Source organism: Acinetobacter sp. SAAs474, from assembly GCF_032823475.1.
In the GTDB taxonomy this organism is placed as follows: Bacteria; Pseudomonadota; Gammaproteobacteria; order Pseudomonadales; family Moraxellaceae; genus Acinetobacter.
The window spans coordinates 1,702,931-1,729,556 of the sequence record NZ_CP127915.1; the positions used below are offsets into that span (position 1 = coordinate 1,702,931).

General features: G+C 38.4%; 22 protein-coding genes and 1 tRNA gene. 13 read left to right on the top strand and 10 right to left on the bottom strand.

Annotation, left to right across the window (positions count from 1 at the left end):
- Positions 1 to 127: 127 nt before the first annotated feature.
- From QSG86_RS08900 to QSG86_RS08915, 4 genes are read left to right on the top strand one after another with little or no spacing between them, the layout of a single operon-like run.
- A complete protein-coding gene (locus tag QSG86_RS08900; protein WP_317031165.1) occupies positions 128 to 325 on the top strand; it encodes an NF038104 family lipoprotein in 198 nt (65 codons plus the stop codon).
- 11 nt (positions 326 to 336) lie between these two features.
- Positions 337 to 1,041, top strand: a complete 705-nt coding sequence (gene recO, locus QSG86_RS08905) for a DNA repair protein RecO (RefSeq protein ID WP_317031166.1) — start codon at positions 337 to 339, stop codon at positions 1,039 to 1,041.
- A 9-nt stretch (positions 1,042 to 1,050) separates the two neighbouring features.
- On the top strand, positions 1,051 to 1,776 hold the full coding sequence (pdxJ, locus tag QSG86_RS08910) for a pyridoxine 5'-phosphate synthase (protein WP_317031167.1): 726 nt from the start codon (positions 1,051 to 1,053) through the stop codon (positions 1,774 to 1,776).
- A gap of 21 nt (positions 1,777 to 1,797) precedes the next feature.
- A complete protein-coding gene (locus QSG86_RS08915) occupies positions 1,798 to 2,451 on the top strand; it encodes a tRNA-(ms[2]io[6]A)-hydroxylase (protein ID WP_317031168.1) in 654 nt (217 codons plus the stop codon).
- Positions 2,452 to 2,615: 164 nt separating this feature from the next.
- Here QSG86_RS08915 and QSG86_RS08920 read toward each other — a convergent pair.
- Positions 2,616 to 2,691, bottom strand: a tRNA-Asn gene (locus QSG86_RS08920).
- Positions 2,692 to 2,938: 247 nt separating this feature from the next.
- Between QSG86_RS08920 and QSG86_RS08925 the strand changes: the two genes are divergently transcribed.
- A complete protein-coding gene (locus tag QSG86_RS08925; protein ID WP_317031169.1) occupies positions 2,939 to 3,358 on the top strand; it encodes a hypothetical protein in 420 nt (139 codons plus the stop codon).
- A gap of 122 nt (positions 3,359 to 3,480) precedes the next feature.
- Here the strand turns inward: QSG86_RS08925 and QSG86_RS08930 are convergent, their stop codons facing one another.
- The 3 genes from QSG86_RS08930 to QSG86_RS08940 all read right to left on the bottom strand — a co-directional run bounded on the left by QSG86_RS08930 (position 3,481) and on the right by QSG86_RS08940 (position 6,139).
- Positions 3,481 to 4,086 carry a DUF1269 domain-containing protein gene (locus QSG86_RS08930; protein ID WP_317031170.1) on the bottom strand — a complete coding sequence of 202 codons (606 nt, stop codon included), beginning with the start codon at positions 4,084 to 4,086 and terminating at the stop codon, positions 3,481 to 3,483.
- Positions 4,087 to 4,334: 248 nt separating this feature from the next.
- On the bottom strand, positions 4,335 to 4,580 hold the full coding sequence (locus tag QSG86_RS08935; RefSeq protein ID WP_317031171.1) for a hypothetical protein: 246 nt from the start codon (positions 4,578 to 4,580) through the stop codon (positions 4,335 to 4,337).
- A gap of 332 nt (positions 4,581 to 4,912) precedes the next feature.
- The gene (locus QSG86_RS08940) at positions 4,913 to 6,139 is read right to left on the bottom strand and encodes a pyridoxal phosphate-dependent aminotransferase (RefSeq protein ID WP_317031172.1); all 1,227 of its coding nucleotides are present in this window, start codon (positions 6,137 to 6,139) and stop codon (positions 4,913 to 4,915) included.
- 216 nt (positions 6,140 to 6,355) lie between these two features.
- Here QSG86_RS08940 and QSG86_RS08945 point away from each other — a divergent pair, with 216 nt between their 5' ends.
- On the top strand, positions 6,356 to 6,532 hold the full coding sequence (locus tag QSG86_RS08945; protein WP_317031173.1) for a hypothetical protein: 177 nt from the start codon (positions 6,356 to 6,358) through the stop codon (positions 6,530 to 6,532).
- A gap of 76 nt (positions 6,533 to 6,608) precedes the next feature.
- Here QSG86_RS08945 and QSG86_RS08950 read toward each other — a convergent pair whose 3' ends face one another.
- Positions 6,609 to 7,415, bottom strand: a complete 807-nt coding sequence (locus tag QSG86_RS08950; protein WP_317031174.1) for a hypothetical protein — start codon at positions 7,413 to 7,415, stop codon at positions 6,609 to 6,611.
- A gap of 137 nt (positions 7,416 to 7,552) precedes the next feature.
- Between QSG86_RS08950 and uvrB the strand changes: the two genes are divergently transcribed.
- The 5 genes from uvrB (at position 7,553) to QSG86_RS08975 (ending at position 16,338) form a co-directional block, all read left to right on the top strand.
- On the top strand, positions 7,553 to 9,574 hold the full coding sequence (gene uvrB / locus QSG86_RS08955) for an excinuclease ABC subunit UvrB (protein WP_317032716.1): 2,022 nt from the start codon (positions 7,553 to 7,555) through the stop codon (positions 9,572 to 9,574).
- 105 nt (positions 9,575 to 9,679) lie between these two features.
- Positions 9,680 to 10,267, top strand: coding sequence for a lipocalin family protein (locus QSG86_RS08960; protein WP_317031175.1), 588 nt, complete (start codon positions 9,680 to 9,682; stop codon positions 10,265 to 10,267).
- Between the two features lie 434 nt (positions 10,268 to 10,701).
- The gene (gene rarD, locus QSG86_RS08965) at positions 10,702 to 11,631 is read left to right on the top strand and encodes an EamA family transporter RarD (protein ID WP_317031176.1); all 930 of its coding nucleotides are present in this window, start codon (positions 10,702 to 10,704) and stop codon (positions 11,629 to 11,631) included.
- Between the two features lie 365 nt (positions 11,632 to 11,996).
- Entirely contained in the window at positions 11,997 to 13,454 is a 1,458-nt protein-coding gene (locus QSG86_RS08970; RefSeq protein ID WP_317031177.1) for a glyceraldehyde-3-phosphate dehydrogenase, read from the top strand.
- Between the two features lie 325 nt (positions 13,455 to 13,779).
- Positions 13,780 to 16,338 (top strand): heavy metal translocating P-type ATPase, encoded by a 2,559-nt coding sequence (locus QSG86_RS08975; RefSeq protein WP_410487456.1) that lies wholly within the window; start codon positions 13,780 to 13,782, stop codon positions 16,336 to 16,338.
- A gap of 178 nt (positions 16,339 to 16,516) precedes the next feature.
- Here QSG86_RS08975 and QSG86_RS08980 read toward each other — a convergent pair whose 3' ends face one another.
- From QSG86_RS08980 to QSG86_RS08990, 3 genes are all read right to left on the bottom strand, one after another.
- Positions 16,517 to 17,755, bottom strand: coding sequence for a multifunctional CCA addition/repair protein (locus tag QSG86_RS08980; RefSeq protein ID WP_317031178.1), 1,239 nt, complete (start codon positions 17,753 to 17,755; stop codon positions 16,517 to 16,519).
- An 80-nt stretch (positions 17,756 to 17,835) separates the two neighbouring features.
- Complete coding sequence (locus QSG86_RS08985; protein ID WP_317031179.1) at positions 17,836 to 20,115, bottom strand: NADP-dependent malic enzyme; 2,280 nt, start codon at positions 20,113 to 20,115, stop codon at positions 17,836 to 17,838.
- Between the two features lie 366 nt (positions 20,116 to 20,481).
- Entirely contained in the window at positions 20,482 to 21,429 is a 948-nt protein-coding gene (locus tag QSG86_RS08990; protein ID WP_317031180.1) for a LysR substrate-binding domain-containing protein, read from the bottom strand.
- Between the two features lie 462 nt (positions 21,430 to 21,891).
- Between QSG86_RS08990 and QSG86_RS08995 the strand changes: the two genes are divergently transcribed.
- Positions 21,892 to 23,097: an acyl-CoA dehydrogenase gene (locus QSG86_RS08995; protein WP_410487521.1), complete on the top strand. Its 1,206-nt coding sequence runs from the start codon at positions 21,892 to 21,894 to the stop codon at positions 23,095 to 23,097.
- Between the two features lie 493 nt (positions 23,098 to 23,590).
- Positions 23,591 to 24,841, top strand: coding sequence for a CaiB/BaiF CoA-transferase family protein (locus tag QSG86_RS09000; RefSeq protein ID WP_317031181.1), 1,251 nt, complete (start codon positions 23,591 to 23,593; stop codon positions 24,839 to 24,841).
- Positions 24,842 to 24,943: 102 nt separating this feature from the next.
- Here the strand turns inward: QSG86_RS09000 and QSG86_RS09005 are convergent, their stop codons facing one another.
- Both QSG86_RS09005 and metF read right to left on the bottom strand, forming a co-directional pair.
- On the bottom strand, positions 24,944 to 25,660 hold the full coding sequence (locus tag QSG86_RS09005) for a 16S rRNA (uracil(1498)-N(3))-methyltransferase (protein ID WP_317031182.1): 717 nt from the start codon (positions 25,658 to 25,660) through the stop codon (positions 24,944 to 24,946).
- Between the two features lie 27 nt (positions 25,661 to 25,687).
- Complete coding sequence (gene metF, locus QSG86_RS09010) at positions 25,688 to 26,524, bottom strand: methylenetetrahydrofolate reductase [NAD(P)H] (protein ID WP_317031183.1); 837 nt, start codon at positions 26,522 to 26,524, stop codon at positions 25,688 to 25,690.
- Between the last annotated feature and the right edge of the window lie 102 nt (positions 26,525 to 26,626).

A 26,626-nucleotide genomic window follows, 5' to 3' on the forward strand; every position in this document is an offset into this window, starting at 1 on the left:
AAATGGTTGAAAATAGGTAGGAAATATATTTGATCCTTATTCACCAATATTATGTCAAAACGACATCGTTTTATATTGAACAATAATTAATGATGTGTTGATCATTAAATGAAGATATGGAGCTGTAATGAATAAAGTGATAATTGTTCTTGCAAGTATGCTGTTGTTGCAGGGGTGTATTACCAAGCTTGTTACAGTTCCTGTGGGCCTTGCTTATGATGTGACCAAAGGCGCAGTAAAAGGGACTGTTGCTGTAGTCGATGCCGTAATACCTGATGGTGATGATGATGAAGATGATCAAAAACATAAAAAAAATAATGATTAATTTGATTGAATATGCGTAATCAAATCCTGCAAGGTTATTTGATTCATCACCGAAAATATCGAGAACGTAGCCATATTGTGCATTTATTTACCCAAGAATATGGTCGTATTGACGGGATATTAAGACAGACGCCACCTCCGCAATACCAGTTGATTCGTGTGCAGGTGACGGGAAAATCAGAACTTAAAAATTTTAGTCATTTAGAAATGCTTCAGCAGCCAGTATTCTTTTTTGGCAATGCTTTTTTTTCGGGATTTTATTTAAATGAGCTTTTATTGCGCTTATGCCCACTTGAAGTCGAAATGCCTGCGACCTTTCAGCAATATATGCAAACCATTCAGCAATTGAGTCAATTGCAGTTATCCGCATCGCACTTACGACAAATTTTGCGACAATTTGAATATGAATTATTGGCGGAATTGGGTTATGCCTTGGACTTTTCATGTGATTCAAATCAACAGCCGATTGCTGTAGATCAATCTTATGTATTTCAATTAAATGATGGTTTTATACTGACCAGTGCACCTACGCAAGCGAGCTTACAGGGTTGTCAAATTTTACAGATGAATGATTATGAAAAAGGTAGGGAATTTAGCCTAGAACAGTTACAATTACTATCTAAGCTATACCGACAAATGATTACAGCACTTTTAGGTGATCGTCCTTTAAAAAGTCGTCAATTGTGGATTCAGAATACTCAAATTCAACCTGATTAGGAAATTATTATGGCTGCTTTACTCGGTGTGAATATTGACCATGTCGCAACATTAAGACAAGCACGCGGTACAACATATCCAGATCCTGTCAAGGCTGCATTAATATGTGAACAAGCCGGGGCAGAAGGAATCACGCTACATTTACGTGAGGATCGTCGTCATATTCAAGATGACGATGTGCGTCGTATGCGTCCATTATTAACCACACATATGAATTTGGAATTAGCGGTTACTCCAGAAATGATCAAATTTGCTCAGGAAATCAAACCTCAGCATGTGTGTTTTGTTCCTGAGAAACGTCAAGAAGTGACAACAGAAGGTGGTTTGGATGTAGTTGGTCATTTTGAAGATGTTAAAAATGCGACTCAAATATTGACGGCAATTGGCTGTGATGTATCTTTGTTTATTGATGCTGATTGTGCACAAATAGATGCAGCGGTTGCCTGTGGTGCACCAACGATTGAATTACATACTGGTGCTTATGCAGATGCTCATACAGCAGAACAACAACAATATGAGCTTGAACGTATCATACATGGTGCTGAATATGCAGCATCAAAAGGTTTGGTCGTCAATGCGGGTCATGGTTTAAATCTAGATAATATTCAGCCGATTGCAGCGATTCCACAAATCCATGAATTGAATATTGGGCACTCGATTATTGCCGATGCAGTGGTGGTTGGTCTAGCGCAAGCAGTTCAACAAATGAAAGCAGCAATTCAGGCTGCACGTTAATTTTTAAATTTGTAATGTATTATGTCTACAATAAATTATGATCACCTTATGCAACCAGTCATTGGTTTTTTAGGGTGTAGAACACCAGATGCATGGTTAGATGAAGCTGTGCATCAGCTTGATATTCTGATGCAAGATCATGCCAATTGTGAGAAAAAAGCAGCCAGTACCGCGATGAACTTAATGTTCAGATATAGTTTTTTCTCAGATCTTCAAGTGAAATTGGCACAATTGGTTCGTGAGGAAATGTTGCATTATGAACAAGTACTGGAATTAATGGCAAAGCGAGGCCAAGCATGGCAAGGTTTAAGTGCGGGACGTTATGCTGGAGAATTACGTAAAGAAATCCGAACGTATGAACCAGAAGCATTGATTGATGTTTTGGTCATTGGTGCTTTTGTGGAAGCTCGTTCCTGTGAGCGATTTTATGCACTTGCACCACGAGTTGATGATGAGCTAGGGCGTTATTATCGTTATCTATTAAAATCTGAATCTCGGCATTATGAGGACTATCTGGCTTTGGCTTTGGACGTTGCAACGACGGCAAAACTCAAGGATCCACAAGAAGATATTCAAGGTCGTATTGCACATATTCGTCAAGTCGAAAAAACTTTAATCGAAACACCTGATGCGTTATTCCGTTTTCATAGTGGTGTACCGATAAAGAGCAATTAAGTAAAACATCAACAATACATAGCGCAAGATGTTGTCATATTTCTTGCGCGTGTTTTGGTATGGATGTATTAGGGAAATTCAATTTAGATGTGGTGATGACCAGCATTTACTGTTTATTTTACTAATAAAAAAACCTACTTCATCATGAGTAGGTTTTTAAAATTTGGCTCTCCCACCTGGGCTCGAACCAGGGACCTGCGGATTAACAGTCCGTCGCTCTACCGACTGAGCTATGGGAGAATCTGAACACGATTATAAGCGGATTTATCTTTGGGTCAATAGCTGAGGGGGATTTATCTGTGTTTTTAATATCAGATGTTGGTTATTTATACGAAAATTCTAATGGATAAAAAATCTGTAAATACCTTGCAATCAATTGATGTAATTGCTAGTCTAAATTGAGTATTAAATGTTTAAGTGATTCACTTAAGCCGTGTGGATTTAACCAACTTGCCAGCACTAAAAATGGCTAAATCGGAGAAATAAAATGCTGAAAATCGCCACCGTTTTAAAAAATTTAAGTCTTTATCAGGTGCAATATCTCGATATTTTACAAGATTCAAAATTATATTTTAGTCAAGTTGAAGGTGCCTATCTTCATATTTGGCCTTTTCAGCCTATTCCATTATATCTTGGGGATTTATTACAATTATGGTTGAGTGATAAATGGATTGAGCATTTGGGACATAAACCATTAATTAATACCATTTTGAGATCGCACACTCAGATTGACTCAAGTCAGGATCATTATGTCTATGCAATTGAGGCAAATCTGTTGACTGGAAAGAATCATGTGGTCAGTTGGTCCAAGTTACTTGGGCAAAATCAATATTTAGATTTGACCAATGCCTTGCAATATTATTGTGTGTTTAAAGCTTTAAAGCGACCTAAACTCAAAACATCATAATTCAACCATTGTTATTTTTAAAGCTCATCATAGTCGTCTTACTATAAGATGTTATCGCACACGATACTCTGCTTCAAATCCTGTTATAAACAGGATTTGAAGCTATTTATTTAACTTAATATTTATGATTTGGTTGGGTGAAAGTGTGCTTTAAACTCTTCCCATTTTTGTTTGCGTTTTTCTTTATGCTCAGCTTTCTTTTGTTCTTTTAGAGCAAGATTGGCAAGACGACTGGTTTCTTCCCAAGTTTCAACAGAGGCCTCAATTTCTGCTTCAACCTCATCAAAATCCCAGCGATATAGTGTTGCCTCATGCTTTTTAAAAAACTCATCGGCAATTTGCTCTGATTCTTCAAAAATATCGACAATAACACCTGTAGCACCAATCGGTAATGCTTTACTAATTTGTCCTAAGACGGCTAAATCTGTTTTTTCATGGTCAATATCATGACTTGAGCCAATGAGTGCACCTGCCGTTAGGCCAAGTACCATACCTAAAGGGCCACCTAAAATTCCAATTAAAAAGCCCACAAGACTACCACTCCAGATACCATTGTCTTGATCGGGGTTATCTTGATTAACAATTTTAAAGCTGCCATCTTGTTGGCGAGTGACAATCGTAATTTCGTGGATATTTTGAATATATTTTGCTTTTAATTGTGTAAAACTATCCAATGCTTTGGCTTTAGATAATTCATCCCAAGTTGCGAGTAAAATGTGGTGAGCCATGAGTATTTTCCTTATTGTTTGATGTTAATTTTGAGTTATAAACCAAAATAAATATTCAAATCATCTATGAATCGATGAATTAAAAATTTTAGTCTATTGGATTGTTTAAATGGGTATAGTGTCTATTGGTTAATATTTTAAATTAAATCTTAAAATGCGCTAAGCGATCCTGATCAGTAAAAATGTGTATGAGCGGATGCTCATCTGATTGTTTGATCATTCGCTCGTGTGATGATATGGGGGTGATGTTAACTCTGTGACATATAGGTTTTGTCATAACTATCAAATCCATTGAGTACCTTTAGTGCGATTTCTTCGCCTGTGGCCCATGTTGCATTGGATAACTGGTGGTCGACATCAATGATATCTAAGTTTAAACATAGGGTATGAGTACTTTCAATAATAATAAATTGAGGAGAGTGTTGTTTTAAGCATTTCGCAATATATGAATTAATTTCTGTGCTTTTATAAACATCAATAATTTTGTAGCGCATAACCTATTCTCTTAATTTAAAAATAGTTTTAATATTTTATGAATATATACCGTGATATTACATGATTTTTATATATAAAAAGGTATTGGAATGGTAATTTTTTTATGATTTATTTCGCTATAGACATCATTATTCTTTAGTTATTAGCTATCAGATACATCGATGGATATTTAGATCTGCTGTACAGCTGGTATGAGGATGATCTGTGATGATGAGATCTTATGGATATTGCTATTCTCGCATAGATAAAATGAAAGGACTGAATCGGTTAAACGATTCAGTCCTTTAAGAAGTGTATTGATGTTCTCATGCATAGCATGAGAACAATTCAATTATTTTTCAGCAGCGATCGATGCAATAGCAGCATCTACACCTTCAATAGAATCAGCCGCTTTTTTAATACGTGCCAATGCATCTACCAGAACTTCATCAGCAGTTGCATAAGAAATACGCATATAGCCACCTAATCCAAAGGCATCACCAGGAACGACTGCAACACCTGTTTCTTCTAATAGCCAAGCTGCAAATTCTGTGCAAGATTTTAAACCTTTAGCACGAATAAGTGGGCGGATGTTGGCATAAGCATAGAATGCACCATCAGCAGGTAAGCAGGTAATACCATTGATATCATTTAAACCGCTTACCACTAAGTCATGGCGACGTTTAAATGCTTCAATCATAGGTTGAAGTACATCTTGAGGGCCATTTAATGCAGCTTCAGCAGCAACTTGAGAAATTGAAGTTGGGTTTGAAGTAGATTGCGACTGGATTTTTTTCATTGCACCAATCAATTTTGCAGGGCCTGCTGCATAGCCAATACGCCAGCCTGTCATTGCATAAGCTTTAGAAACACCATTGAGTACAATCACGCGATCATAAAGATCTGGTGCAACGGTTGCAATATTATAGAATTCATCGTCCCAACGAATAGGTTCATACATATCATCAGATGCCACCATGACTTCTGGATATTTGCGTAGCACTTCAGCTAAAGCTTCTAATTCTGCTTTGGTATAAATCATGCCTGTTGGGTTAGATGGGCTGTTTAACACCACTAAACGAGTTTTATCAGTGATTGCAGCTTCTAATTGCGCTGGAGTAATTTTAAAACGTTGCTCTTCACCACATTTTACAATGACAGGTGTACCTTCAGCGATAATGACCATATCTGGATAACTTACCCAATACGGTGCAGGAATAATCACTTCATCACCTTTATTTAACAGAGCAAGTGCCAAGTTAAAGAAAGATTGTTTGCCGCCACATGAAACCAAAATTTGGTTTGCTGCGTAATCAAGATTGTTATCGCGTTTTAATTTAGCAATAATTGCTTTTTTAAGACCCGGTGTGCCGTCAACAGCGGTATATTTTGTGAATCCGTTATTAATCGCTGCAATTGCTGCATCTTTGATGTGTTGCGGAGTGTCGAAATCAGGTTCGCCAGCGCCTAAGCCAATGACATTTTTACCAGCAGCTTTTAATTCTGCTGCTTTATTTGTCACAGCAAGAGTTGGGGACGGTTTGATGGCATTTACACGATCAGAGAGACGTACGTCCACGGCAATATTCCTTCTTACTAGGGATTAAAAATAAAAATCACATCATCTTATCCTAAAATGGCGTAATTAGTCGCCAAAAAAATGCATTAAATCGTAAAAAAAATAAAAAAACATATTGAGTGCGCTAAAAAAAATCAATTTGTAATTTACTCAGCAAGGGTCGCCTCGCATTTAAAAATTACGTACAATAGCGTCAGTTATCATTGAGTGAATCTAATGAGCACCCAAAATACGCGTCAAAAAAAGCCATTGGTGAATTTACCTTTTCCAATATCGTCATCTGAACAGCAGAGTGATGCCGTTCATAATCAACTTCGTCCTAAACCAGAGCAGTATGCGGATAAAACCTGGCCACCACCACGTGGTACACGTCGTTCATTTGGTAAACGTTAATATTGAATGGTATTGCTTTGATTAATCCATAGGGCAATCTCGATGTGTAGGATGAATGCTTACAGATCGAGATCACCTATTTATGTTGGCTGTGTGGCATAGGATGAGGTGGTGAAATCTGTTTTATTCCTTGCCAAGCATCTATAAAATCTTGTTCGTTGATGTTATATAATTCTAATAACGCTAAAACCATCCCGCCAAAATTGAGTGCTTCTGCACCAGAATGCTGCTGTGTTGCTGTGCTATCCCCCTGTAGTGAAATATGTTTACGATGAAGTTGATATAAAATATCTTCAATTTCAAAAACTCGATCGCGGCCATTACTATCTGTTGGATACATTTCAGTTTGATTTAGAATTTTCGCGAGATTTTTTTCACTGTCTGTTAATGCTAAATGATCAATTAGGCGATAACTATCTTGTGCCAAGAGTATATCCTGAGCAAAAAAAGTATGTAAAAAATGTTGAGTCAGTTTAGGCAGTGCCTTTTCGACAAATGGGCGAAACGATACTGGTAAAATGACATTATGACTAATCCCCTTAAACATGGGGGCAATTTCTTCTACTTTATAGCCTGCTGTACCACAGCCAATCGCAGTAATAAAGTATTGCTTGTCAGGATGATTTTGGGTGTAAATTTTAAAGTCATCAATATAGTGTTGAATTTGTGATAATGGCATTTGCTGTAAATGTTCATTCATGGTCGGAATTGCAAACGATTGTCCTGCCCAACCACGACCAACATGATCGACAGCACCAAAATAGCGTTGAGCAATTTTTGCAGCCCCTTCATTGTGTTGACCAGCTAAATTACTACCAAAGACAAAAATCGTATCTTCAGCAAGTGTTTTGATAATGCTTTCATTGTGATAGTGATAAGTCATAAGTCGTCTGATCAGTGAGCCATGATGAATGACATGTTGCCGTTGAATGAAATCAGGGTCAAGTTAAAAATCTGATTATGATAAAGCATGAATCTGTTAAACTGATACGTTAAATGGCGATTGAAGAGAGTATGGGCGTGAGTGAAAATCAACCTTTTGAACTGGTCACACAATATCAACCTGCTGGAGATCAACCACAGGCAATTGCGAAATTAGTTGATGGGTTTAATCAAGGCTACCACGATCAACTTTTACTGGGTGTAACCGGTTCAGGTAAAACCTACACCATGGCAAATGTTATTGCACAATTGCAACGACCTACCATTATTATGGCGCATAATAAAACCTTGGCTGCACAGTTATATGGCGAATTTAAATCTTTCTTTCCACATAATGCTGTTGAATATTTTGTAAGTTATTACGATTATTATCAGCCAGAAGCTTATGTGCCATCTTCAGATACATTTATCGAAAAAGATGCATCAATTAATGATCATATTGATCAGATGCGTTTGTCTGCAACCCGCGCATTATTAGAACGACGAGATGCCATTATTGTTGCCTCCGTTTCAGCGATTTATGGTTTAGGTGATCCTAATGCCTATATGAGTATGTTATTACATGTTGTTGAAGGTGATCGGATCAATCGCAATGACATTATTCGTCGTTTAGTTGAAATGCAATATAGTCGTAATGAATTAGAATTTTTGCGTGCAACGTATCGTATTCGTGGCGAAATTATTGATATTTTTCCTGCCGAATCTGATCAGCATGCCATCCGTATTGAACTTTTTGATGATGAAGTGGATTCGATTCGCTGGTTTGACCCACTAACAGGTAAAATGCTGCGCAAAGTACCACGTGTGACGATTTATCCAAAAAGTCATTATGTAACACCAAAAGATCATTTGCAGCGCGCGATTGGGACGATTGCAGAAGAACTTAAGGAACGTTTAGCATTTTTCCGTGAACATGATAAATTGCTGGAAGCACAGCGTATTGAACAGCGTACACGTTATGATCTTGAAATGATGCAACAACTGGGCTATACCAATGGCATTGAAAATTATTCACGACATTTATCTGGCCGTCTAGCCGGTGAAGCACCGCCAACTTTATTTGATTATATCCCAGATGATGCATTGTTAATTATTGATGAATCACATGTGACGGTTCCTCAAATTGGTGCGATGTATAAAGGGGATCGTTCACGTAAAGAAAATCTGGTTAATTATGGCTTTCGCTTACCGAGTGCATTAGATAATAGGCCAATGAAATTTGAAGAGTGGCAGCGTATTGTTCCTGCGACTTTATATGTCAGTGCAACGCCTGCAAATTATGAATTAGATAAAGCACAGCAAGTGGTTGAACAGGTCGTTCGTCCAACGGGTCTGATTGATCCTGAAATTGAAATTCGTCCTGTACTGACACAGGTTGATGATGTGTTGTCTGAAATCAATCAGCGTAAAGAATGCGATGAACGTGTCTTGATTACCACATTGACTAAACGTATGGCTGAAGATTTAACCTCTTATTTAAAAGAATACGGTATCAAAGTGGCTTATTTACATTCAGATATTGATACGGTTGAACGAACCAAGATTATTCACGAATTGCGTACTGGAATTTATGATGCCTTGGTCGGGATTAATCTATTACGTGAAGGTTTAGATATGCCTGAGGTATCTCTGGTGGCTATTTTAGATGCAGATAAAGAAGGATTTTTACGATCAGAGCGTTCCTTGATCCAAACAATTGGCCGAGCTGCACGTCATTTACATGGTAAGGCAATTCTTTATGCAGATCGTATTACGGATTCAATGCAAAAAGCGATGGATGAAACAGAACGTCGTCGTCATAAGCAAATTGAGTTTAATTTACAACATAATATTACGCCACGCAGTACAGTTAGACAGAATCATCAGGATCTCAATACGGGTGAGGTATTAGATGATCAGCAAATTGAATCCAATGCGATGACTCAAAATCAAAGTCTGACCGCAGATCAACAGCATTTATTGGCTGATCCAAAATTATTGGCTAAACATTTGGCCAAGTTGGAAAAGCAAATGTTAAAAGCATCAAAAGAATTACAATTTGAGCAGGCAGCACGTTTGCGTGACGAGATTTTAGCGCTTAAAGAAAAAATGTTGTATTAGAACGTAATATTTGATTTTACATTACATAATCCAGACGTTTTTATGTAAAAAAATCATGATTGTTATGACTATAATTGAATCAAATTTGATATTGAGGATAGTTTTATGAACACAGAAAACCTTCCTAAAGCAGGAATAAAACTTGCAAAAATTTTGTTGGGAAGTGCTGTTTTAGTGGGTTTGGGGGCTGTGACCTTGGCTTATGCGCAAACCAAGCCACTCAATACCGTCATTCAAGTCGATTTAAATCGCTATTTAGGCACATGGTATGAGATTGCACGTAAGCCATTATCTTTTCAAAATAAATGTGATCGTAATGTTTCCGCACAATATAGCCTTAATGAGCAGGGAAATATTCGTGTAGATAATCGCTGTTATGGTAAAGACAATCAGCTTTATCAGTCGATTGGCGAGGCATATGTGCAAAATCCACCTGATAATAGTCAGCTAAAAGTCAGTTTTTTACCTCAAGCTATTCGATGGTTACCTGTTGGACGAGGTGATTATTGGATTCTTAAACTGGATGATGATTATCAAACTGTACTGGTAGGAGAGCCACGTCGTAAATATATGTGGATATTGTCACGTACACCACAGCTTGAGCAAAGTCGCTTGCAACAATATTTAGATTATGCCAAATCTGTAGGCTATAATTTAGATGATGTCATTTATACTCAGCATACGCAAAAATAATCATAAGATGATCGGGTGAACATATCAAAAGGGAGTTTGGTATGTTACTCTTTTATTCGGCAGGTATTCTTTTGCGTCGTTGAAATTATCGACCAAAATGCGCCGTATACATACCTAAGTAACTGCTGTATTCAGCCCGGCTAAAGTCAGCTTTTGTTGTGCTTATTTGCTGTGCTTAGCGGGTGGTCTTTTCTCCCTGATCTTAGCTTCAATCTATTCAGTTAGCTGTGTTTATTAATGTTACTCGACTTGATATCGTTGCTGTGACTTTATCCATAGATCGAGATGAATGTAAATGACCGATGTCTTATATCGGGTTTAAATACAGATGAAAAGATTGATGGGTGAGCGATATTTTAAGTTACCCCTATGAGCCTAAACAGATCAGTCATTTATTACTTTAGCATAAAGATATTCAGAATTTGAGGTGAGCGATGTATCAAGGCGTCGTGATGTCGATATTGGCGTCGGTTACTTTTGGGGCATTGTATTTTTTTACACAATTTTTAAAACCACTGAATAGCGAAGAAATATTTGCTTGGCGTATGTTGGCCACATTGCCATTTCTTAGCTTATTTATGTGGTGGTCTGGCGATTTTAAATATATCCAACATATTTTTAAACGCGTATTGAAAAAGCCAAGTTTATTGATTTGGTTATTGATTAGTTCATTTTTATGTACCACACAATTATGGTTGTTTTTGTGGGGGCCGGTGAATGGTCGCGGGTTATCCGTTTCTTTAGGATATTTCTTATTGCCTTTAGTGATGGTCTTAATTGGCTGTGTTTTATATCGAGAAAAGTTGTCACGCTTGCAACTTTGTGCTGTATTACTTGCTGTAATTGGAGTGGCACATGAAATTTGGCGTATCGGAGGGATTGCATGGGAAACAGTCTATGTGGCATTGGCTTATCCGCTCTATTTCTTTTTACGCCGTGCATTTAAAACAGATCATCTGGGAGGATTTTGGTGGGATTTACTGTTAGTAATTCCTGTTTCGATCTATCTGGCGTTTTATTATAGTGACAGCATCATGCTGATTAATGCATTTCCTTATTTGCTACTTTCGATTATGGGGCTAGGGTTCTTAAGTGCATTAGGTTTGGGCAGTTATATTATTGCCAGCCGTTTACTTCCTTTTGTATTGTTTGGTTTATTAAGCTATTTAGAACCTGTATTGCTGGTTTTGGCTTCTTTAATGATGGGTGAACGAGTAAATCCAGATGAGTGGTTAACCTATATTCCAATTTGGTGTGCAGTATTGCTATTAATTGTTGAAGGTGCCTTGCATTTATTGCAACAGCGTCGTCGTCGTGAAGACTTAAAATTAAATATCGATCATACACCTGTAGAGCCATCATAATTTGATCCATCGCGTACTATACGGACGTAGGGTATATTAGGCTTTAATCGCTGATGTATTGTGCATATTAGATGGCATGATTTCTTGCCGTCCGGCCTAGTTTGCAATGGCATTGCTTTTTGATGCCAACAAATGACTGTTAATGTTTGTTTTTGATGTGGATGGTTACTGCAATATCTATCATTGTGGCATAAGTATAGATGGAGTAGTGAGATAGTTTACTGAAAATAAGACTTTAACAAGGAAATAAGTAGTAAAAAAGGCGAATAGATATCAGCTTTTGATTCATTCTTTGGCTTAATTCCATTACAATTGTTAGGTATTTAAATTTATGCCTAGATATACATTAATTAGAGGACGTATCTGTGAGCAAAGAAACTATTATCGCCCTACATGCCGAGCACCAAGGTCGTTGGAAAAACCGTGAAGATATTGCGGAAAAAATGATTGTACTGATTGGTCAGCTTTATCGTGAAAAAAATATTGTAGTGTCAGTGTTCGGTCGTTCTTTGGTTAGCCGTTCTGTAATCCAAATTTTAAAAGCACATCGCCGTACTCGTGTGATGGATGTCGAACTTTCAGTGGTCAATACTTTCCCAATACTTGAAGCATTAGCGAAAGTCGATAATATTGGCACGGCTGAAATTGATTTAGGTAAACTGGCTGTTGAGTTTGCAGCACAAGGCGGTGATGTCGATACTTTCGTTACGCACGCTGTACAGTCTTTACAAGGCAATGCAACGACCGTTGAACCTAAAGATGTCGTACTGTATGGTTTTGGACGTATTGGACGTATTTTAGCACGTTTGATTATTGGTCAATCAGGGCTAGGTCGTGGTTTAAATCTAAAAGCAATTGTGGTACGTAAATCTTCTGATGGTGATCTAGAAAAACGTGCATCTTTATTGCGTCGTGATTCTATTCATGGACCGTTTGCAGGGACGATTTCTGTTGATGAAGAAAATGAAGCGATTATTGCGAATGGTCAATTCATTAAAGTGATTTATGCATCAAATCCATCTGAAATTAACTATACTGATTATGGTATTGATAATGCTTTGATTATTGATAACACGGGTAAGTGGCGTGATGCAGAAGGTTTATCACAACATCTACAATGTCCAGGTGCTGCACGTGTTATTTTGACGGCACCAGGTAAAGGTGAAATGAAAAACGTGGTCTTTGGTGTCAACCAAGCAGATATTCTTGATGAAGATCGTATTATTTCTGCTGCAAGTTGTACCACCAATGCAATTACACCTACACTAAAAGTATTGGATGATAAATATAAAGTCGTGAATGGTCATGTGGAAACAGTTCACTCATTTACCAATGACCAAAACTTAATTGATAACTATCATAAAGCAGATCGCCGTGGTCGTGCAGCAACATTAAACATGGTAATTACGGAAACAGGTGCGGCTAAAGCAGTGGCTAAAGCATTACCGGCACTGAAAGGAAAATTAACAGGTAACTCTGTACGTGTTCCTACACCAAACGTATCGCTTGCAATTTTGAATCTAACTTTAGATAAAGAAGTTGATCGTGATGAAGTGAATGAATATATTCGTCAAATCTCAATCAATTCAAAATTACAAGGTCAAATTGGTTATACCAATTCGACTGAAGTCGTATCAAGTGACTTTATTGGTTCACGTACAGCAGGCGTTTTTGATGCTCAGGCAACAATTACATCAGGTAATCGTTTAACTGCTTATGTTTGGTACGATAATGAAGTGGGTTATAGCTGCCAAGTATTACGTATTGCAGAGCAGATGGGTGGTGTAAGCTATCCTAAAATCCCTGCTGAAAAAAATGCATAATACAATTTTGTCATGAAATGATGTGATGAGATTTAATTAAAAAAATATCATACATCGATAAAATAGTCCCAACTTTGTTTGGGACTATTTTATTTGTGTCGTAGCGTAATATGCAAAACAATAGATGAGGTATAATTTAAATCATAAAAGATATTGGCTCGATCCTTGGTCAGAGATATTTGATCCTTTATTTTCATGCTGGTATACACAATAAAAGCTAGATATGACATTGAGTGATAAACATAATAATACTTGGAAATACTTGACGAAATATTGATCTACAGCTTTTAATTTAGCATAAATAAAAAAATGAGCGTACATGATAATGACATCACAAAAACAAGTATCTAATCAAGTTGATAAAAATCAGTCTATCTCATTAGCTGCTGTCGATCCTGTCTGTGGAATGATTGTTAAAGATCCAGTTATGTATGAAATTGACTATGCTCATCAGCATTATGCTTTCTGCAGTGAAGGATGTAGAACAAAATTCTTAGCTCATCCCGAGCAATATCAAATTACTGATTTAGATGAAGTCTCTGAAATAAGTGGTCATCAATCATGTTGTAATCAAGTACATGATCAACAGCAGAATGAACCAAAAGTTATTGAATCAGTTCAAGCCACTGATCCTGTGTGTGGGATGGTGATTGATCAAAGCACTCGTTTTACAACCAGCGATCAGTATCAGCACTATTATTTTTGTAGCGCATCGTGTTTAGAAAAATTCAAAGCAGATCCAGCACGTTATGCTATACCTATTCAGCAAAGACTTGTTCCAGAAGGCGCTGCTGAGCTAGATTATACTTGCCCAATGGATCCTGAAATTATCCAAAAGGGACCGGGAGTTTGTCCAATTTGTGGAATGGCATTAGAGCCAATGCAGCCGACATTAAATGATCATCCTAACCCTGAGTTGGTTGATTTTAGTCATCGTTTTTGGAGAACCTTGCCTTTTACGGTCATCGTTTTTATTTTGGCCATGACGTCACATATGTATGCAGTTATTCCACAGCATATTCAACCTTGGATTGAGTTGATTCTCTCACTTCCTGTGGTGATATGGGCCGGAAAACCAATTTTACAACGCTGCTTTATTTCTTATAAAACATTTAAATTGAATATGTGGAGTTTGATTGGTGTTGGAGTTCTGGCTGCATTTTTATACAGTATTGTTGCGACTTTGTTTCCAACCTTCATTCCGATACAGGCCAAAACTGCGCATGGCGTTGCGGTGTATTTTGAAGCAGCGTGTATGATTGTTTCCTTAAGTTTACTGGGACAGATGATGGAGCTTAAAGCCAGATCTAAAACAGCCGACTCATTAAAATCATTATTAAAGTTACAACCGACAACCGCTACGTTATTACGAGCAGGTCAACCTGTTGAAGTGGATATTGCCGTGATTCAAAAAGGTGATATTTTGCAGATTGCATCTGGTGAACAAATTCCGCTTGATGGGATTGTGCGTGAAGGCACAACCTATGTCGATGAAGCCATGATGACAGGAGAACCTGTACCTGTTAAAAAGCAGCAAGGAGATACTGTTATTGGCGGTACAATTAATCAGCAGGGTAGTATTCGAATTGAAACCACTGCAGTCGGAACACATACCACGTTGGCGAAAATGATTCAGACTGTAGCAGAGGCACAGCGTTCTAAAGCTCCCTTACAACGTCTAGCAGATCGTGTTGCTCAATATTTTGTGGTGATTGTCTTGTTGGTGAGTATATTAACCTTTGCATTATGGATACTTTTAGCACAGGCACCATTTAATTTGGCCTTGATGTGTGCAGTATCTGTATTGATTGTTGCTTGTCCATGCGCATTGGGTTTGGCGACACCAATGTCGGTGATGGCGACAACTGGACGTGCTGCACAAAGAGGGGTGCTGTTTAAAGATGCACAATCTATTGAAACACTGAGTAAGGCAACGACCTTAATTATTGATAAAACAGGAACCTTAACGGAAGGTAAGCCCAGTTTAAATGAAATTAAAGTGCTTGTTCCTCAAATTGATCAAAAGCAAATCGAACTTTGGATTGCATCTTTAGAGCAATTTTCTACCCATCCAATTGCGCAAACGCTAGCAAAAATTATTCCGGCACAACACTATGTTAAAGTTGATCATTTTGAAGACATGACTGGATTTGGTGTCAAGGGTGAAATTGAGGGGATTACGGTATATGTGGGTAGTCAAAAACTACTTGAACAGCTCGGTATTGTGTTAGCAGAAGATCAACAGTTACATATCAATATTCTGCGCCAACGTGGTGAGGTCATCAGCTTTTTGGCCACAAGTAATGAGGTTTTGGCGTATATTTCTATACATGATGCAATTAAATACAATACCTGTCAGGTTATTGATTTATTAATGGCTGATGGTATTGAGGTGATTATGGCCTCTGGTGATCATGAACAAAATGCCAAATTGGTTGCGCAAGAAGTTGGTATTGAGCATGTTTATGCCAATTGTAATCCACAAGATAAATTAGAACTTGTTAAAAAATATCAAGCACAAGGCAAAGTGGTTGTAATGGCAGGTGATGGTATTAATGATGCACCTGCATTGGCTCAGGCAGATATCGGTATTGCAATGGGGAATGGAACAGATATTGCCAAGCAAACAGCCCAAGTTACCTTAGTGAAAGGCGATGTTCGAGGAATTGCCGATGCAATTCATATGGCAAAATTAGGTGTGCGTAATATGAAGCAAAATTTGGCTTTTTCTTTTGTATATAACGGACTGGGCGTACCTGTTGCGGCAGGAATTTTTTACCCATTTATAGGATTGCTTTTAACGCCTATGTTTGCAGCAGTTGCTATGTCACTTAGTTCACTGTCTGTAGTGCTTAATGCCTTAAGATTACAAAAAATGAAGTAACGGGTGGATATTTGATCTGTGATTACGATCATCTTGATTGAATTGGTGGTATTGCATCCCAGATGAGCGTCTCATTTTGCTCTTTATCTGGATGAAAATGAGAGCTTGATGCCTGAGTTAATATGAAGTAAAGCTGCCAAGATCCAGTCTGTAGAGCTTGGCAACATGATGGGACATATCATGTAGATATATTTGGATATGTGGTATTTTTAAATATGGTTAAGGCATCAATTCTCTTTTGAATCAGCATTTCACCAATTTCATGACCTTTGATCTCTGGTGCCAGATCTTGTACTTTAATCTGACGTACAATGTGCATGGCATCTAAAAGATATTGTGCTTGAGGATAAGGGCGGTCTTCTAAACCGAGTCGACCTTTAGCATCACACTCACATGCTTGAACAAATGCAATCACCCTTTCTGGTCGCCTTAATACATCTAGACGTTGTAGTAATCGCCATAGAGTACCTGGTTTTAAGCTTAATGCCTGATGACATTTTAAATGTTCTTTACATACAGTAAGTGCCAATTGTTTAGTGCTGCTGGGTACTTTTAAGCGATCACAGATTTGTGTTACAGGTACAATGCCGCGCTCTTCATGCATAATATGCCGAGGGAGTTCGTGGCTTGGCGTAAGTGCTTTACCTAAATCATGCACCAGCACTGCAAAGCGTACATCAAGAGAATAATTTGCCCGACAAGCCTGTTGTAAGGACATCATGCTATGGATGCCACAGTCGATTTCGGGATGGTATTCTGGCCGCTGTGGAATACCATATAATGCATCAATTTCTGGAAATAAGACTTTAAGCGCGCCACATGAACGTAGCACAGCAAAATATTCATCGGCATGATTTTCCATTAATGCGCGTGAAGTTTCTTTCCAGACTCGTTCAGGTGTTAATGCATGAAGTTCACCTGATTGTGTTAAATCTTGCATTAAGGTGAGTGTTTCATCTGCAATACGAAAGCCCAGTGTTTTATAACGTGCAGCAAAACGTGCGATACGCAAAACACGTAAAGGATCTTCAATGAATGCTGTTGAAACATGACGTAAAATTTTATGTTCTAAGTCGTGTTGACCACCATAAGGATCATAAATATGACCGTGTTCGTCCATTGCTATAGCATTAATGGTTAAATCACGACGGATAAGATCTTCTTCAAGCGTGACTTTGCTGTCGGTATAAAATTCAAAACCGTGATAGCCTTGTCCTGACTTGCGTTCCGTACGTGCAAGCGCATACTCATCTTTAGTTTCCGGATGTAAAAAAACAGGAAAATCCTTCCCTACGGGTTGAAACCCTAAGGCTAAAAGTTGATCTGGCATCGCGCCAACAACAACGTAATCTTTTTCGTGATAGGGGTAACCAAGTAAATGATCCCGAACAGCACCGCCTACTAAATAAACTTGCATGAAAAAACCTCTATTCTTATTGTCATCATGCAACAGAATAGAGGTTTTCTCAAGTCTCAAAATATAGAGATATCACTTCATTACAAAGATTCTTTCTCGTATTCTTGAATTTCAGCAACCGTCAATGCAGTCATATTGACTAAACGACGTGTTGTTGCTGTTGGGGTTAAAATGTGTACAGGTTTTGCTGCGCCTAAAAGGATAGGGCCAATCGTCACATTGTTACCTGAAGTTGCTTTAAGTAAGTTAAATGAAATATTTGCTGCATCTAGATTTGGCATGATGAGCAGATTTGCTGAACCTTTAAAGCGTGAATTCGGGAATGCAAAGTGGCGAATATTTTCATCCAGTGCAGCATCACCATGCATTTCACCTTCAACCTCTAGCTCAGGTGCAATCTCAGTTAAGATCTCGAATACTTTACGCATTTTTTGAGCACTTGCATCAGTTTGATCTGAACCAAAACTAGAGTGTGATAACAATGCAACACGTGGTGTAATACCAAAGCGACGAACTTCTTCTGCTGCCAGAATGGTCATTTCAGCCAATTGCTCAGCACTTGGATTAGTGTTGACATAGGTGTCGGCAATAAATAAGTTGCGATCTTCTAGCATCAAGGCATTTAAGGTAAAGAAGGTATTGTGACCTGCTTTTCGACCAATAATATTGCTCACAAAATCTAGATGAATATCGTAACTTGAATATGTACCACACAGCATACCATCAGCTAGACCATGTTTAACTAGCATTGCTGCAATCAAGGTAGAGCGGCGACGTGCTTCACGATGTGCATATTCAGGTGTTACCCCTTTGCGTTGCATGATCGTATAGTAGTCATCAGCAAATTGCTCATAATTTGGATTATTTTCTTGATCAATAATGGTGATATTTTCACCATGTACAAGACGTAAACCCAGTTTTTTAATGTTGGCTTCAATCACTGCAGTACGACCGACCAAGATCGGTTTTGCCAAGCCTTCATCAACCGCAATTTGTACTGCACGCAATACACGTAAATCTTCACCTTCAGCATATGCAATACGCTTAGGATCTGTTTTTGCTTGTGCAAAGATGGGCTTCATCATAAATGCTGAGTTATAGACAAACTCAGATAAGCGTTGGCGGTATGCCGAAAAATCTTGAATTGGACGTGTTGCAACACCTGAATCCATCGCGGCTTGTGCAATTGCAGGTGCAATTTCTAAGATTAAGCGTTGATCAAGTGGGCGTGGAATAAGATACTCACGACCGAATGATGCTGATTTTTCACCATAGGATGCTGCATCAGCTTCAATATGTGCCATACGTGCAATCGCATGTACACAGGCGATTTTCATGTCTTCATTAATCGTTGTTGCACCAACATCTAGTGCACCACGGAAAATATAAGGGAAACATAAGGCATTATTGACTTGGTTTGGATAATCTGAGCGACCTGTTGCCATAATCACATCATCACGAACTTGATGTGCATGCTCTGGTAAAATTTCAGGATCTGGGTTGGCTAAGGCAAAAATGATTGGATCTTTTGCCATGACTTTAACCATTTCTGGCGTTAAGATACCTGGTGCCGATAAACCTAAGAACATATCTGCATCAGCAATCACATCTGCCAATTGTGTTGCATTGATATCTTGAACATAACGTTTTTTAGATTCATCCAAGCCTTCACGTTGAGTCGTTAATAATCCACGTGAATCGGCAACAATAATATTTTCTTTTTTTGCACCAAGTGCACACAGTAAATCTAAACAAGATAGTGCAGCAGCGCCTGCACCTGATGCAATAATTTTGATGTCTTCAATTTTTTTGCCGTTTAATTGTAAAGCATTCAGTAATGCTGAACCGACAATAATCGAAGTACCATGTTGATCGTCATGGAACACAGGAATGTTCATGCGTTCACGAAGTTTTTTCTCAATATAAAAACACTCTGGTGCTTTAATATCTTCTAAGTTAATACCACCGAAGGTTGGCTCTAATGCTGCAACAATATCAACGATTTTATCTGGATCATTTTCTGCGATCTCGATATCGAATACGTCAACACCTGCAAATTTTTTAAAGAGTACGCCTTTCCCTTCCATAACAGGTTTAGATGCCAATGGTCCGATATTACCTAAACCCAATACAGCTGTACCATTACTGACGACAGCAACCAAATTACCACGTGCTGTATAGAGTGCTGCAGTCGATGGGTCGCGTTCAATTTCTAGACAAGGTGCTGCGACACCAGGTGAATAAGCAAGTGCAAGATCACGTTGGTTCACCAGTTGCTTACTTGGTGTGACGCTAATTTTTCCTGGTGTTGGGAACTCGTGATAATAAAGTGCCTGTTGCTTTAATGATTGCTCGTCCATCTGAATCTCTTTTGTGTCAAAAAGGAGTAAATACCATACTTCATATTGAATATATCATTAGTTATGGCTTTATCACAGAGTGAGCAATCGTTTTTTCAGACTTATTAGATTAATTTTCTATTTTTTTATATAGATTAAATATAAAAACAATTCGTTGTGGCGTATCTATATTTTAGTGATCGTATAGGTTGAGATTTTATGGACAGTGATAGATGTCAAAATTCTGATATAAAATAAAGCTTTCACCATAATCATATATGCTAAAAATTGATGTCACAGTTCTGATCTACAGCATATATGGGTGGTTCATTTTTAATGAAAAATGACGCTATATTGAATGACGATAAAAAAATTAAGCCATCTAGGTTAAGGTTCGAATGGCGCATGATGAGAGAGCGTCGTTTTAATCCACTGTATAAATTTGTCAATTAACGGGGAGGATGCTTGGCTTTGATGCACAAAATAGTAAGCACGACGATCAAAATGCTGGTGTTGCGCCGTCATCACCAGTTGATGGTGGCGTAATTCAGTTTCGATCAGAATTTGTGGAATTAAGGCCATTCCCATTGATTGTTTGGCAGCAACAGAAAGCATGGAAAAGAGCTCATGTCGATGACCATCAAACACTTTGTGATGCTCGATATGATAATGATTAAACCATTCCTGCCAGATCGCTGGACGAGTTGTTTGCTGTAATAACGGCAGTTGGATCAGTTGTTCAGGCGATAAATCATAACCATAAGGATGTGTTTTGATGGCATTCGGAAAATAGCGTAATAATAATTCTGGAGAGCATACTGCAATCAGATCCTCTTGCATCAGATAATGTGCATCAATATCCGGCCATAGATGGATTTGTTGTTCTGTGCCCGCATAAATCGCACCATCAAAAATAGTTTCATTAAATAGAAAAGGCTTGGTATTGGTTTCAATATGAATAGTAATTTCGGGATGTATTTTGTGAAATTCATCCAATTTGGGGAGTAACCAACAGGTGGCAAAAGTAGGTACCACGCCCAGTTTTAATGTTCCACCTAATCCTTTATGAGATTTAAGATCTAAGGTTTTTTGTTCAAGCTCCAATAACAATGGTTTAATTTGAGCAAAATAATGTTGTCCTGCGATGGTGAGTTCGACACCATGTCGGGTACGTGTAAATAGTTTGACATCAAGAAAATCTTCTAGTTGCTGAATCTGCCGTGATATTGCACTTTGCGTCATATACATTTCTTGAGCAGCATGGGTATAGCTCATATGCTTTGCTGCACTTTCGAAACAGAGTAAATTTTGTAAAGATGGAATATATCGACGCATAAAAAATACCATGAACAAGTGTGCAGATCATTAAAGATACTGCGATAGGGGTGATCTGAGTTCGGTAATATGTTTATCTGGGTAAAATCTGGATCCTACTACGCTCACTATCTATGATGAAACATGATTTCATGCTTAAAAACAATAAAATACATGATTTTTTTATAATGCTTTGATTCGCTTAATCTAGCATGCGTGAATTTAATCTTAAAGTGACTTCTAATCAATAGTGGATCTAAATGATTCTATTCTATTGAAATATAATGATTATATTGTAATGGAGATCAATCTTTATCAATTAAAGCCTTTCAATTGATCTATTTGTATCATATATAAGATATGAAATTAAATCATATCTACATGTAAAACAATCGTTTGAGTTTTTTGCCTTTCTTTCATAGCATCAACAGACAGATGAATATTTTAAAATTAGCAGAGGATGCCATGAATCAAATCGTAGAGATGAATAAGACACAAAAAGGTTATTTTAATTGGCAAGATCCTTTTTTGTTAGAGCAACAATTATCTGAAGAAGAACGAATGATTCGTGATACAGCACATGCTTACTGCCAAAAACAGTTACTTCCTCGTGTTCTCGAACAATTTCGTCATGAACAAACAGATGCTACGATTTTCCGAGAAATGGGTGAGCTAGGATTACTTGGACCGACTATTTCCGAACAATATGGGGGTGCAGGACTAAATTATGTGAGCTATGGTCTGATTGCACGAGAAATTGAATATGTTGATTCTGGTTATCGATCGATGGCAAGTGTACAAAGCTCGCTGGTGATGGTGCCGATTCAAGAGTTTGGTAGTGAAGCACAAAAACAAAAATATTTGCCTAAACTGGCAACAGGTGAATATATTGGTTGTTTTGGTTTAACCGAACCTGATCATGGCTCAGATCCTGGAAGTATGCTGACACGGGCGAGAAAAGTGCCTGGTGGTTATCGTCTAACAGGCAGCAAAATGTGGATTACCAATAGTCCGATTGCTGATGTGTTTGTGGTATGGGCTAAAGAGGTTTCGGAACAAGGTCATGTGGGCGATATCCGAGGTTTTATTTTAGAAAAAGGCTGGCAGGGACTTTCTGCACCAGCAATTCACGGTAAAGTAGGATTACGTGCTTCCATTACAGGTGAAATTGTAATGGATGAGGTGTTTGTCCCTGAAGAAAATGCATTTCCAGATATTCGCGGCTTACGTGGACCTTTTACCTGTTTAAATAGTGCACGTTATGGTATTGCTTGGGGAGCAATGGGGGCAGCAGAGTTTTGCTGGCATACCGCACATCGATATACCTTAGATCGTAAACAGTTTGGTCGTCCATTAGCAGCAAACCAATTGGTACAAAAAAAGCTAGCTGATATGCAAACGGAGATTGCACTTGGTTTACAGGCTGCTTTACGTTTTGGCCGAATGAAAGATGAAGGCATTGCATCTGTAGAAGGCACTTCGCTGATTAAACGTAATAATTGTGGTAAGGCTTTAGATATTGCCCGTACAGCCAGAGACATGTTGGGTGGTAATGGTATTAGTGATGAGTTTGGTGTTGCGCGTCATCTGGTGAATTTAGAGGTGGTTAATACCTATGAAGGTACACATGATGTTCATGCGCTGATTTTGGGGCGTGCACAAACTGGAATTGCTGCTTTCTGTAATTAAATGCTCAGCGACTAGAATAGGTGATAGCGCCTATTCTAAACGGTAGTTTAGTATTTATCCAAATATACCATCAAGCAGATACAGCATGATCTTGCGCTGTTGCTGAGCAGAGCACAGCGTAGTCATTATCTACGTTAAGATTTAATGAGCATCTTACATCAAGATCATGATGGTCATGTCCGTTGGCGGTATTGACTCAATCTGAATCTGTGTAGATTGACGATGTGCCGTAGCAATAAATGAAAGAAAACATGGTGATTTTGATCGGTATTAATCCAATTGTTATCGCCATCCAATCACATATAAGAAATCCAATGAGATGACTGATAGCAAGTTAACTGACAATGTGAATTAACGAAAAGAATCGCTGTCCTCGAAGCATCAGATATCGATTGTATGATGGGTTTTTATTATCAGGTCTAAAATCATTACAAAATTGAATAGTCATATACTGATGGAGTTGTACTATTCAAGGATCAAGGAGTAACGCTGAATGGGTGCATTAAAGGATATTCGTGTTTTAGATTTAAGTCGTGTCTTAGCCGGGCCTTGGTGTGGGCAAATTTTGGCAGATTTAGGAGCAGACGTCATTAAAGTGGAACGTCCTCAAGTCGGTGATGATACACGAATGTGGGGCCCACCATGGATGAAAAACATGCAAGGACATGCCACGAAAGAGTCGGGATATTATCAATGTACCAATCGTAATAAATATTCAATCGCCATTGATATTGCCTCAAAAGCTGGACAAGATCTGATTCATCAAATGATTAAAGATACAGATGTCTTGATTGAAAACTATAAAGTGGGGTCATTAAAAAAATATGGTTTAGATTATGAAACCTTGGCTGCCATTAATCCACAGTTAGTGTATTGCTCAATTACGGGGTTTGGTCAAACAGGTCCACGAGCACAAGAACCAGGTTATGATTTTATTATTCAAGGTATGTCTGGATTAATGAGTTTTACTGGCGAAAAAGATGGTGTTGAATCTGCTGGTCCGCAAAAAGTAGGGGTCGCTGTTGTGGATATTCAGACGGGTTTGTATGCTACGATCGCGATTCAGGCTGCTTTATTGGCTCGTCAGCATACAGGACGAGGACAACAGATTGATATTTCGTTATTTGATGTACAGCTTGCGGGTCTTGCCAATCAAGGGATGAATTATTTAACAACAGGTATTTCACCGACACGTATGGGTAATACCCATCCCAGTATTGTGCCATATCAGGTTTTTGAGGCCAAAGATAAGGCATTTATTATTGCCTGTGGCAATGATAAACAATTTAAAGATTTATGTGATGCAATTGGTCGATCTGAATGGTCTGTTGATCCACGATTTGTACGTAATCAAGATCGAGTCAAACATCGTGAGCAATTGACAGCATTACTGGCAGCACACTTTTTAACACACAATGCACAGCACTGGGTTGACCAAATTTATGCTGCCAAAGTACCTGTTGGTTTAATTCACTCGGTAGAAGAGGCGCTATTGGAGCCTCAAGTACAAGCAAGAGAAATGCTGGTCAATATTCCACATCGTTTAAACCAGAATTTCACCATGATTGCCTCGCCGATCAAACTGTCTGCCACTCCCGTACAGTATCGCCATGCTCCTCCTGAACTTGGTGAGCATACTGATTTAATCTTATCGCAGTATCTCAGTGCTGAGCGATTAGCTGATTTACAACAACGTGGTATTGTAGGACAGCGCATTGATGATGCATTGGTCATGACCGGATAAATTCATGATGCTAATGATCGTTGATAAAGGCTAAGCTATTTTTATAGGTTAGCCAGATATCTTATGTTGTTTTATGATCGTTTAATAAGAAATGAATGAATCCTATGATTGAATGAGATGATTTAAAATCGCCAGTGCAACTACCGGTGCTGTTTCGGTACGTAATACGCGTTCACCAATACACCAATTGGTAAAGCCATATTCATTTGCAGTGTTGATTTCAGTCTCGGTTAAACCACCTTCAGGACCAATTAATAAAGCAATTTCATTGCTAATACTGGTACAGATATCATGGGATTGTGTATTGGGTGCTAAAACCAATTTCGTCGAAGCGATAACACGACTCAGCCACTGTTCTAGTGTGAGTGGTGGCAAAACTTTGGGTACAATATTCATACCGCACTGTTCACAGGCTGCAATTGCTACACTTTGCCAGTGATCTAATTTTTTTTGATCACGATCGTATTTTAAACGCATTTCACAGCGGTCAGAAGTTAATAACTGAATTTCGCTTACACCCAATTCAACTGCTTTTTGAATTGCATAATCCATTCGATCTCCTTTACTCATCACTTGACCGAGTAAAGTACGAAATTTGGGCGTACGATTAGTCGCATTAAAATTATGAATATATACAGATGCCGATTTTTTTGTGATCTCGACAAGTTCAACCTCATATTCGCCACCTTGGCCATTAAATAAGGTCGCACGCTCCCCCATTTGAGCACGCAATACCTTGATCCAATGATGAAAAACGGTCTCTGTAAGTACTACAGTCGTATTGATATCTAGTGGTGCTTCAATAAAAAAACGCGGCATTGTATCTTTTCTCAAATGGGGGACAGATTAGGCTAAGCCCAGATCAACGACAAGTTGGCGCGTCGGCTCAGTCGTATTCATGGTATAAAAATGTAAACTTGGTGCACCACCTGCGATAAGGCGTTCACAAAATTTAACCACCACGTCATGACCAAAGGCTTTAATACTGGCTGTATCATCGCCATAAGCCGCCAGTTGTTTACGAATCCAGCGTGGAATTTCAGCGCCAGTACCATCTGCGAAACGGATTAAATTATTGGCGTTCGTAATGGGCATAATACCAGGTGCAACGGGAATATTAACGCCAGCTTTCTGAATACGTTCAATAAAATAGAAGTAAGCATCTGGGTTAAAGAAAAACTGGGTGAGGGCAGAGTGAGCACCTGCTTGAACTTTTTCAACAAAGTGTTGAATGTCCTCATCAAAACTATTGGCTTGTGGATGCATTTCGGGATATGCCGCAACCTCAATTTTAAATTGATCGCCTGAATATTCTCGAATAAAACGGACTAAATCTTGTGCATAAGGTAGTTCACCTAAGCCGACTTGTCCTGAAGGTAAATCACCACGTAATGCGACAATACGATCAATCCCTTGTGACTGGTATAGATCTAGAAGCTCAGCAATACGTGCTTTATCGTCACCAATACAAGACAGATGAGGCGCGATAGGCGTTCCTTTTCCGTTAAATTCATTAATGGCCGCTAAAGTACGTTCACGGGTGGAACCACCTGCACCATAGGTAATCGAAAAAAATTCGGGATGAAGTAATTGTAGTTCTTGATGAACAGTTTTAAGTTTTTCTGCACCAGCATCAGTTTTGGTTGGGAAGAACTCAAAAGAAATGGGGATATGTTTTGCCATGCTCAAATCCAGTTTGATCCATACGTTTTAATCAATGATGAGATCCTTCTCAGCTAGTCATTTGTATCGGTCATGTCAGCGTGATATTGACACATGACGTTT

Bases quoted from the DNA above. Each gene is read 5' to 3' on its own strand.
- QSG86_RS08960 (WP_317031175.1), top strand. From the start codon at position 9,680: ATGAACACAGAAAACCTTCCTAAAGCAGGAATAAAACTTGCAAAAATT.
- QSG86_RS09000 (WP_317031181.1), top strand. From the start codon at position 23,591: ATGGGTGCATTAAAGGATATTCGTGTTTTAGATTTAAGTCGTGTCTTA.
- QSG86_RS08900 (WP_317031165.1), top strand. From the start codon at position 128: ATGAATAAAGTGATAATTGTTCTTGCAAGTATGCTGTTGTTGCAGGGG.
- QSG86_RS08995 (WP_410487521.1), top strand. From the start codon at position 21,892: ATGAATAAGACACAAAAAGGTTATTTTAATTGGCAAGATCCTTTTTTG.
- QSG86_RS08990 (WP_317031180.1), bottom strand. From the start codon at position 21,429: ATGCGTCGATATATTCCATCTTTACAAAATTTACTCTGTTTCGAAAGT.
- QSG86_RS08950 (WP_317031174.1), bottom strand. From the start codon at position 7,415: ATGACTTATCACTATCACAATGAAAGCATTATCAAAACACTTGCTGAA.
- QSG86_RS08935 (WP_317031171.1), bottom strand. From the start codon at position 4,580: ATGCGCTACAAAATTATTGATGTTTATAAAAGCACAGAAATTAATTCA.
- rarD (WP_317031176.1), top strand. From the start codon at position 10,702: ATGTATCAAGGCGTCGTGATGTCGATATTGGCGTCGGTTACTTTTGGG.
- QSG86_RS08985 (WP_317031179.1), bottom strand. From the start codon at position 20,115: ATGGACGAGCAATCATTAAAGCAACAGGCACTTTATTATCACGAGTTC.
- QSG86_RS08975 (WP_410487456.1), top strand. From the start codon at position 13,780: ATGACATCACAAAAACAAGTATCTAATCAAGTTGATAAAAATCAGTCT.
- QSG86_RS08945 (WP_317031173.1), top strand. From the start codon at position 6,356: ATGAGCACCCAAAATACGCGTCAAAAAAAGCCATTGGTGAATTTACCT.
- QSG86_RS08915 (WP_317031168.1), top strand. From the start codon at position 1,798: ATGTCTACAATAAATTATGATCACCTTATGCAACCAGTCATTGGTTTT.
- QSG86_RS08930 (WP_317031170.1), bottom strand. From the start codon at position 4,086: ATGGCTCACCACATTTTACTCGCAACTTGGGATGAATTATCTAAAGCC.
- pdxJ (WP_317031167.1), top strand. From the start codon at position 1,051: ATGGCTGCTTTACTCGGTGTGAATATTGACCATGTCGCAACATTAAGA.
- QSG86_RS09005 (WP_317031182.1), bottom strand. From the start codon at position 25,660: ATGCCGCGTTTTTTTATTGAAGCACCACTAGATATCAATACGACTGTA.
- metF (WP_317031183.1), bottom strand. From the start codon at position 26,524: ATGGCAAAACATATCCCCATTTCTTTTGAGTTCTTCCCAACCAAAACT.
- QSG86_RS08925 (WP_317031169.1), top strand. From the start codon at position 2,939: ATGCTGAAAATCGCCACCGTTTTAAAAAATTTAAGTCTTTATCAGGTG.
- recO (WP_317031166.1), top strand. From the start codon at position 337: ATGCGTAATCAAATCCTGCAAGGTTATTTGATTCATCACCGAAAATAT.
- QSG86_RS08980 (WP_317031178.1), bottom strand. From the start codon at position 17,755: ATGCAAGTTTATTTAGTAGGCGGTGCTGTTCGGGATCATTTACTTGGT.